This window comes from Neobacillus drentensis (genome assembly GCF_036962765.1).
GTDB lineage: Bacteria > Bacillota > Bacilli > Bacillales > Cytobacillaceae > Neobacillus > Neobacillus drentensis_C.
On record NZ_JBALOS010000090.1, the window covers coordinates 1 to 7023 of the forward strand.

The window sequence follows — 7023 nt, forward strand, 5'->3', positions numbered from 1 at the left end:
TTTCCTGTGCATACAAACAAAATGAGCTGCAATGTGTGTACCTCCTCCTTGCAAGTTCTTATGTAAGGCTATTTACGCAAGATTGTTTTTTTCGTATAAGTTCATCAACCCGTACAACAAGTTGCTTCGTGGCATCTTTTCGTAAGAACATTAGCGAAATTGCCTAGAGACCTAGTAAATGAGCTTTATTTAACTCCAAAAGCAATAAAGTTTACGAAAAGAGCCTTAACAAAAAAGGAATGTGAATTGGTCACATTCCTTTTATTTATACATTATTTCCACTTTTTTATCAAAAATTATCCAATGTCTTCGCATGTATTTCTTCTAAGCGGTGTGGCGGGCAAACTTTCACCTTGCCTTGAATGACAGGCTCGTTCTTTTCATTGATTCCTAGGACACTAATTACAATGGTATGCTCATCTCTTGATACTTCAATCACTTCGAACAAGAACTCGACCGATCCATAATGGTAAACAGGTTTAGGAAACAAGATTTCTTGGCTTAAAATATGACTCCCTGGACCAGGTAGATATTTTGAGATGGCTGAGGTGATCATGCCTGTCAGCATGATACTTGGAACAATCGGTTTTTCAAAAGGAGTCTGTGATGCATAATCATGCTGAATATAGAGGGGATTCGCATCGTCAGTTAATCCTAGATAAAGCAGGAGATCCTTGTCTTCTATTTTTTCAGTCATAGATAATTTTTCACCGACAGTAATTTCTTCAATCTTACGGCCTAGCTTTCTCTTTTTACCTAAAAGCATGAAACTCCACCTCCGTGTAAGCGGTTGCATATAAATACAAAGAAATTCGGGGAACTTTTGTAACCCCGAATTTCTCTTTTATTTTTTTAAACTAATACTTGCATAACATTGCGAACGGATTCAACTGATTTATCTAAAGCAGTTTTTTCGTCTGCAGTTAATTCAAGTTCGATTACTTTTTCTATACCATTTGCACCAAGGATTGTTGGTACGCCAAGGTAGATGCCATCGTAACCAAATTCTCCTTCAAGATATGCAATGGAAGGAAGAACGCGGCGTTGGTCTTTAAGGATTGCTTCACACATTTCGACTAATGACGCAGCAGGAGCATAATAAGCACTTCCATTACCAAGAAGGTTTACAATTTCACCGCCGCCTTTTCTTGTGCGTTCCACAATTGCTTCGAGACGATCTTTAGGAATTAATGTTTCTAACGGAATACCACCAGCATAAGAGTAACGTACAAGCGGAACCATGTCATCACCATGTCCACCCAATACGAAGCCTGTAATGTCTTTAACAGAAAGGTTTAATTCTTGAGCAACAAATGTACGGAAACGTGCAGTATCTAGGACACCGGATTGGCCAATTACACGGTTTTTAGGGAAGCCTGATTCTTTAAATACCGTGTAGGTCATAGCATCTACTGGGTTTGTTAACACTAGAATCGTACAGTTAGGGGAATACTTCACAATTTGCTGTGTTACACTTTTCATAACCTTTTGGTTTGTTTGAACCAAATCATCACGGCTCATACCAGGTTTACGTGCAATACCAGCAGTGATCACAACAATATCAGAATCACTAGTATCTTCATAGTTTGAAGTACCAGTAATATTTGCATCAAAGCCTTGAACTGGACTTGCTTCAAGCATGTCTAATGCTTTACCTTTTGTCGGATTTTCCATTTGTGGGATATCAACAAGAACTACATCTCCTAGTTCCTTTTGTGCAAGTAAAAATGCTGTAGTTGCTCCGGTGAATCCTCCGCCGATAACAGATACCTTTTTACGTTTTAATGACATTTTGACTCTCCCCTTTGTACGTTTTTTGTTGGTCTTAAACCTTAAAATGCAGGTAGGGCTATTAACTAACAGCCCTCATCTGCATCAATTTTTTAATCCATGTTCTTAATTAGCTCGTCAGCAAATTCAGAAGTTTTAACTTCTGTTGCTCCGTCCATTAAACGAGCAAAATCATAAGTTACAACTTTGGATGCAATTGTTTTTTCAACAGATTTAATAACCAGAGTAGCTGCTTCATTCCAGCCTAAGTGCTCAAGCAGTAACACACCTGATAAAATAACGGATGAAGGATTCACTTTATCAAGACCAGCATATTTAGGAGCAGTACCATGTGTTGCTTCAAAAATAGCATGTCCTGTTTCATAGTTAATGTTAGCGCCTGGTGCAATACCAATACCGCCTACTTGTGCTGCAAGTGCATCTGAAATGAAGTCCCCATTTAAGTTCATTGTTGCAACAACATCAAACTCACGTGGACGTGTAAGGATTTGTTGTAAGAAGATATCTGCAATGGCATCTTTTACGATGATTTTTCCAGTAGCTTCTGCATCTGCTTGTGCCTTGTTTGCCGCATCTGAACCTTGCTCAGCTTTAATGCGGTCATATTGAGCCCATGTAAAGACTTTATCGCCAAATTCCTTTTCAGCAAGCTCGTAGCCCCAGTTTTTAAACGCGCCTTCAGTAAATTTCATGATATTACCTTTGTGCACGAGTGTTACTGATTTACGGCCTTCTTTAATAGCATAGTTAATTGCTGCACGTACTAAGCGGCTTGTTCCTTCTTCAGAAATTGGCTTAATTCCAATTCCTGAAGTTTCAGGGAATCTGATTTTCTTAACACCCATTTCGTTTTGTAAGAAGTCAATTACTTTCTTTACTGCTTCTGTACCTTTTTCATATTCAATACCAGCATAAATATCTTCAGTGTTTTCACGGAAAATAACCATGTCAGTATCTTGTGGACGCTTAACTGGTGAAGGAACACCTTCGAACCATCTTACCGGACGTAAGCAGACAAATAAATCTAACTCTTGACGTAGAGCAACGTTCAACGAACGAATTCCTCCACCAACAGGAGTCGTTAATGGGCCTTTGATAGCAATCAAATATTCATTGATTAAATCTAGTGTTTCTGATGGAAGCCATTCGCCAGTTTTGTTGAATGCTTTTTCACCTGCTAAAACTTCTTTCCATACTAGTTTGCGTTCACCTTTGTAGGCTTTTTCAACTGCTGCATTTAAGACTCTCTCAGAAGCAGCCCAAATATCAGGTCCAATCCCGTCTCCCTCAATAAATGGGATAATTGGATTGTTTGGTACGTTTAATACTCCGTTTGTAACTGTAATTTTTTCGCCTTGCATAGTTGTATTCCCTCCTATTATGTAAAAAAAGCTAAATAAAGAGCATTGTCCACCCTTTGTCTTACCAAAGGTTAGAGATGTGAGTCTCTAACCTTTTCATACATTCCTATTAGACCAATAATTGCAACAAAAGTAAATATTAACCTCGTTGCTCGATTGGTACATATTTTTGCATTCCAGGACCTGTATAATCTGCACGAGGGCGGATTAAACGATTGTTTTCATACTGTTCAAGAATATGTGCGAGCCAGCCTGATACCCTGCTTACTGCAAAAATAGGTGTCATTAAATCATGGTCAATCCCTAAGCTGTGATAAACAGAAGCGGAGTAGAAATCCACGTTAGGTGGTAATTTCTTTTCACCCGTAACAATGCTTTCGATTTTTTCGGACATATCATACCAGTGTGGTTCGCCTGTTAGTTCAGTTAATTTTTTAGACATTGCTCTTAAATGCTTGGCACGTGGATCTCCATTTCGATAAACACGATGGCCAAAGCCCATGATTTTTTCTTTCTTCTCAAGCTTTCCACGTACATAAGGCTCTACGTTTTCAAGCGTACCGATTTCTTTAAGCATTTTCATAACAGCTTCATTCGCACCGCCATGTAGTGGACCCTTAAGAGCACCAATTGCAGCTGTTACTCCAGAATAAACATCCGATAATGTCGCTACACAAACACGTGCAGTAAATGTGGATGCGTTTAATTCGTGGTCCGCATGTAAAACGAGTGCTTTATCAATCGCTTCAACCGCAATGGCTGCTGGTTCCTTCCCAGTCAACATATATAAGAAATTGGCTGCAAAGCTTAATTCCTGCTTAGGAGCAATTGGTTCTAACCCTTTTCTAACGCGAGCAAATGTTGCAACAATCGCAGGCATTTTTGCCTGAAGACGAATCGCTTTTTGATAATTTGAATCCGTATCCATTAAATCAGCTTCATCATCATAAATGCCTAAAAGCGAAACGGCTGTACGAAGGGCCGCCATTGGATGTACTTCTTGAATTGGAAACAACTTAAAGTGTTCAATTACTTCCTGAGGTAGTGCTGAATTTTCAGCAAGTTGTTTTTTCAATTCTGCCAACTGGTCTGCAGTCGGCAATTTGCGATGCCATAATAAATAGATTACCTCTTCAAAACTAGCATTCACAGCTAAATCGTCAATGTCATAGCCAACATACGTGAGCGTATCATCAATAATTGAGCTGATGGAGGAAGTTGTTGCGACTACCCCTTCAAGACCGCGTGTTACTGTCATAGTAAATCTCTCCTTCTTATTCTAAATTTCCCCATACCAGTAAAATAAAAATATTCCCTTTATCCATCCTTTAAATTAACTGAGCGATTGCTCGGGTAAAAAGCAAACAATTAAAATGCTATTCCTTTAGGCATAAATAAATTAATAAGCAAATCAGCATATATATGTGGTTTATGTAAAAAAAGAAACGCTTACAAGCCTATTATAAACAATTATCAGATTTTTGTGAATGGAAAGGCTTCGAAAAGTGAAAAAATATTATTTCACAAAAAATCTACGTAAAAAAACTATAAATTTTCATTGCCATATAGGCGATTCCAGCACCAATTAATGGACCTACTGCTACACCTTTGAAAATAGACACAGAAAGGATTGTTCCAAGTACTAATGCTGTCGTAATCTGCGGGTCATCAGCTAACAACTTTACTCCTCCTTTTGCCAGCATCGCGACAATCATTCCAGAGATAAGAGCTATCCAAGCATACGATGATTTAAATGCTCCAGTTAAGTCTTTAAAACCGATTTCTCCACTTGCAATTGGGGCTAATACAGCAATGGTGATAATGGTTACCCCCCAATTAATCCCTTTGGACTGTATAAATGAGAAAGCTTTTGTATCTAATCCTCCTACCTTTAAAGCAAGAAGAACAGCAATTGCAATCATTAAGGAACTGTTTTTGGCAATAAAACCTATGACTAGCAATAATAGTAAAAATAATATTGACTCATTAAACATGTTCTCACCTTCCATGATCTAAATTATAGTACCATAATGCCTTCGTAAGAGCGAAATGTATATTTATGTCTGGTTTTGTCTAATCCATACTCGAATCTTTCTCGAAAAAATGTTCGTAATATTTTGCTGATTTATATTTATCTGGAAAAATATGCAGATAATTTTATAAGATGTTAAACTAGAACTACGATATTTGCATATAAAGGGAGGTTTGTTTTTGAACCTAAATTATTTATACCGGACTATACGATTTATCATTGTCATCGGTGCAATTGTTTTGGGACTTTTGTCTTTTTATTTTTTGTCAAAAGTGACCTATCCATTTTTAATTGGTCTATTAATTGCGTTTTTAATTAATCCACTTGTAGNNAAGAAAGGCTAGAATGCCTCGTGCATTAGCTGTTTTTATTGCACTAATAATTATATTTGCTTTATTCGCTGGACTTATTACACTCTTAGTAGCTGAGATTGTTTCTGGAGCAAATTATTTATCTACGGTAGTACCGGAACACCTAGATACGTTAATAGAATATATAGAAAAATATTTCACAGCACAAATTTTACCGATTTACGACCAATTATCCAGTGTCTTTAAAAAACTTGATTCTGGGCAGCAAGATACAATTATTAGTAATATTCAAAATGTCGGAACTAGAATTGGCACTACTGTTGGTAATTTTATTCAAAATCTCTTTGGAATTATTCCAAATATTATCGCTTGGCTTCCAAATGCAGCGACGGTTTTAATCTTTTCATTATTGGCAACTTTTTTTATCAGTAAAGATTGGTACCGTTTATCTTCCTTAGGAGGCAGACTCTTACCCGAGAAAGCTAAAAAAAGCAGCAGGTCTGTGTTTATTGATTTAAAAAAGGCATTGTTTGGGTTTATTAAAGCCCAATTAACACTGATTTCAATTACAACCGTAATTATCCTTATTGGCTTGCTTATCCTACGGGTGGATTATGCGATTACGATTGCCTTGGTAACTGGAATTGTTGATATCATTCCCTACCTTGGGACAGGTGCCGTATTTGTCCCATGGATTATTTATGTGGCGATCGGAGGTAATATGGGACTTGCCATCGGCTTAGGAGTGCTTTATATCATTGTCCTTGTTCAACGGCAAATCATGGAGCCAAAAATCCTTTCTTCTAATATTGGGCTAGACCCATTAGCGACACTAATTGCCTTATTCGTTGGGTTTAAATTAATTGGATTACTTGGTCTAATTGTTGGTCCTGTAACATTAGTCATCATCACCACTCTTTATCGAGCCAATGTTTTTCATGATTTATGGGGATTTATAATGGGAAAAGAAATATAATGCTAAAAAAATAAAAGTCAGCTTCAAAAACTCGAAGCTGAATTTTATTTAATTATTTTTATATTTCCTTTATTAATCCTTCTTTTCCACATTTTTATAAGTAAATATTTAATCGGTTTTCGGGTTGGCGGAAAAAGGAAGAAGAAGCCAGTAACATCTGTAATAAATCCAGGTGTTAATAGCAGTGTTCCACCGATTAATATACATATCCCATCTAATAAAGCATCTCCAGGAAGTTGACCATAGCTCAACTGATCTTGCACCCTGCGGATCGTCTGCAAGCCCTCTCTCTTGGCTAAATACGCCCCTATGATTCCTGTCAATACAATTAGTGCAATGGTTGGCCAAACACCAATTACGTTACCTGAAAGAAGCAGTACACCTATATCTAGAGCTGGGATTAATATGATCAATATAAATAAATAACGCATAGATTGTCCCCTTTCCTTAAGGCTTATTTTCATTATATTACGAATGGGGATCATTTTGTCATGATATAAAAAAGAAGGGTCTCCCCTTCTTTAATTTTTGGCTCTGATAAACTTGCCTGTT

General features: G+C 37.3%; 6 protein-coding genes and 1 pseudogene. 1 reads left to right on the forward strand and 6 read right to left on the reverse strand.

Going from position 1 to position 7023, the window contains the following annotated elements; all coding sequences use genetic code 11:
• Window positions 1-289 precede the first annotated feature (289 nt).
• The 5 genes from V7137_RS12940 to V7137_RS12960 form a co-directional block, all read right to left on the reverse strand.
• Complete coding sequence (locus V7137_RS12940; RefSeq protein ID WP_335698470.1) at window positions 290-766, reverse strand: MaoC/PaaZ C-terminal domain-containing protein; 477 nt, start codon at window positions 764-766, stop codon at window positions 290-292.
• Window positions 767-852: 86 nt separating this feature from the next.
• Window positions 853-1791, reverse strand: a complete 939-nt coding sequence (gene mdh / locus V7137_RS12945; protein WP_335698471.1) for a malate dehydrogenase — start codon at window positions 1789-1791, stop codon at window positions 853-855.
• Between the two features lie 92 nt (window positions 1792-1883).
• Complete coding sequence (gene icd, locus V7137_RS12950) at window positions 1884-3152, reverse strand: NADP-dependent isocitrate dehydrogenase (protein WP_335698472.1); 1269 nt, start codon at window positions 3150-3152, stop codon at window positions 1884-1886.
• Between the two features lie 139 nt (window positions 3153-3291).
• Entirely contained in the window at window positions 3292-4410 is a 1119-nt protein-coding gene (gene citZ / locus V7137_RS12955; RefSeq protein ID WP_335698473.1) for a citrate synthase, read from the reverse strand.
• Window positions 4411-4684: 274 nt separating this feature from the next.
• Entirely contained in the window at window positions 4685-5146 is a 462-nt protein-coding gene (locus tag V7137_RS12960) for a DUF441 domain-containing protein (RefSeq protein WP_335698474.1), read from the reverse strand.
• Window positions 5147-5363: 217 nt separating this feature from the next.
• On the opposite strand from V7137_RS12960, the pseudogene ytvI reads away from it, so the two are divergent.
• A pseudogene (gene ytvI, locus V7137_RS12965) lies at window positions 5364-6471 on the forward strand (sporulation integral membrane protein YtvI).
• A 44-nt stretch (window positions 6472-6515) separates the two neighbouring features.
• Here ytvI and V7137_RS12970 read toward each other — a convergent pair.
• Window positions 6516-6902: an FxsA family protein gene (locus V7137_RS12970; protein WP_335698475.1), complete on the reverse strand. Its 387-nt coding sequence runs from the start codon at window positions 6900-6902 to the stop codon at window positions 6516-6518.
• Between the last annotated feature and the right edge of the window lie 121 nt (window positions 6903-7023).

Coding starts and splice junctions, on each gene's coding strand:
- V7137_RS12940 (WP_335698470.1), bottom strand. CDS start 766: ATGCTTTTAGGTAAAAAGAGAAAGCTAGGCCGTAAGATTGAAGAAATT.
- mdh (WP_335698471.1), bottom strand. CDS start 1,791: ATGTCATTAAAACGTAAAAAGGTATCTGTTATCGGCGGAGGATTCACC.
- icd (WP_335698472.1), bottom strand. CDS start 3,152: ATGCAAGGCGAAAAAATTACAGTTACAAACGGAGTATTAAACGTACCA.
- citZ (WP_335698473.1), bottom strand. CDS start 4,410: ATGACAGTAACACGCGGTCTTGAAGGGGTAGTCGCAACAACTTCCTCC.
- V7137_RS12960 (WP_335698474.1), bottom strand. CDS start 5,146: ATGTTTAATGAGTCAATATTATTTTTACTATTATTGCTAGTCATAGGT.
- V7137_RS12970 (WP_335698475.1), bottom strand. CDS start 6,902: ATGCGTTATTTATTTATATTGATCATATTAATCCCAGCTCTAGATATA.